Below are 1,937 nucleotides of genomic sequence, written 5' to 3'. Positions count from 1 at the left end.
ATGGCAGCCCCAGGATCCCGTTGGCCCCGAAGGAGTAAAGCTTGGCGCCGCCAAAGCCGGCAATAGCACCGCCGATGCCGGCACCGGCAAAGGAAGTGATCATGATCCACTTTCTTGGCACCAGAACCCCGTAAAGGGCCGGTTCACTGACGCCGAAGAAGGATGAAATCGCAGCCGCGATTGACATTGACCGGGTATCTGCGTCCTTGGTCTTGATGGCAACCCCGATGGCTGAACCCAGAACCGCCATGGCACCTGAGAAGATCAGCGGGTTGATCACGTCGTAGCCGTACTTGGCCACGTCGATGGCAAAGAACGGAATAACCGCCCAGTGCAGGCCAAACATGACCAAAATGCTCCAGAAGGCCCCCAGCAGGAAGCCGGTAATCCCCTTGCTTACGCTGATCAACCATAAAACCGTGTCGCTAAGCATGTTTTGCAGGATCATCGCTACCGGCCCGACGATCAAAAGACCGACTACCCCGGCAAAAAGAATGGTCAAAAACGGTACAAAGACCGTCTTCAGCAGGTCGGGAATATGCTTTTTGAAGTACTTGTAGAAGTAGCTCCCGATCCACATCACGACGATTGCCGGAACGACAGAACTGGCATAGCTCTGCAGGGCAACCGGCAGGCCCAGGAAGGTGTACTTGTACTTCAGGGCAAAAATCGTGCCGGCAAAAATCGTCTTCATATGACTGGCACTTGCGGCAGCCACAATGTCTGGATAGATCATGGCCCCGCCGATAACCATCCCATAAGTGCCTGGCATGCCGAACTTCTTAGCTGCACTCCAGCCGATGATCACCGGGAAGAAGTAGAAGACTGACTGCGCTAGGGCGTTCAAGATCAGGTAAGTCCCGCTCTTGTCCGACATCAGATGCGTTACTGTCAAAACAGACAAGCAGGCCGCGATCATCCCGGCCCCGCACAAGAGGCCCAGGATCGGGGCAAAAATCCCGCTGACCAGGCCCAAGGCCCGGTTGAACCAGTTGCCTTCAGGCTTGGCCGTGCTTTCCTGGCTGCCGCCGGTCACGTCGTCACTGAATTTGCCGTACTTTAAAACGGCATTGTAAACTTTTTCCACACTGGGTCCAATAACCACCTGGTATTGTCCCCCCTGCTTGACCAGCTGCAAAACACCAGCCAGATTTTCAATCGCTGCGTCATTGGCCTTGCTTTGATCTTTCAAGGTGAAGCGCACCCGGGTGACACAGTGAGTCACTCCGGCAACGTTCTCAGGGCCACCGACATTGGTCAAAATTTCTTGGCCTAATTTGTCAAAGTCCATTGTTTCTCTCCTTACATCATCAATAAATTGCCAATCGACTTTTAGCCCCGATCACGGCTTTGCTTTTGTTTTTTACTTGTTTTTCTCGTAGCAGTCCAGCATCTGGCTGGCGCGGACGAACTTGGCGATGATTTCTTCAAAAGTTCCCGCCGGTACTGGATTGCCGATGGTTTCAAAGGACAAGCCGTAGTCTTCCGCCCGCAAGAAGTAATAGTGGAAACCGTTGGCATAGCCGGCGATCAAAACCGTCTTGTCGGTCGAAGCCCGCAGGATTTCCGCCCCCGCGCTGGCCAGTTCGCCTGGGAAGATGAAGAAGCGCAGGTCGCCCAAATCCAGCAGCTGCATGGCAATGACGTCATGGAACTGCGGCTGCTTAAGCTGCTCTTCGCATTTTTCGATCACGTGCTCCACGCTCTGAGAACCAACCTCGGTCTTCTTGCCGCTCTTCAAGTCGGCAATCATCTGCCGCAGGCCTGCATCGTATTTTTCCTTGTCGTTGACGTTTTCCTGGGCCAGGGTCACAACCTGGACCTGGTCATGGTCCAAATCCAGCTGCCGGTCGGTCTTGACCGGAGCCACGATCTCAGCAATCCCCTTGACCGTCCGGTCAAGCTCGGCCCAGTCGCGGCCGCGGCGCTGGTAGTGG

1 protein-coding gene and 1 pseudogene are annotated in these 1,937 nt (G+C 54.8%); both read right to left on the bottom strand.

Features of this window, described 5'->3' with window-relative positions:
* Window positions 1-1,291 (bottom strand): PTS transporter subunit EIIC (locus lacNas_RS05305; protein WP_201330347.1); only part of this gene is annotated, 1,291 nt, incomplete at its 3' end.
* Window positions 1,292-1,363: 72 nt separating this feature from the next.
* Window positions 1,364-1,937 (bottom strand): annotated as a pseudogene (locus lacNas_RS05300) (alkaline ceramidase); the annotation flags it as partial.

This window comes from Lactobacillus nasalidis (genome assembly GCF_016587775.1).
Classification (GTDB): domain Bacteria; phylum Bacillota; class Bacilli; order Lactobacillales; family Lactobacillaceae; genus Lactobacillus; species Lactobacillus nasalidis.
The sequence above is the reverse complement of the archived record's forward strand: the minus strand, read 5'-3'. Positions and strand labels throughout refer to the sequence as shown.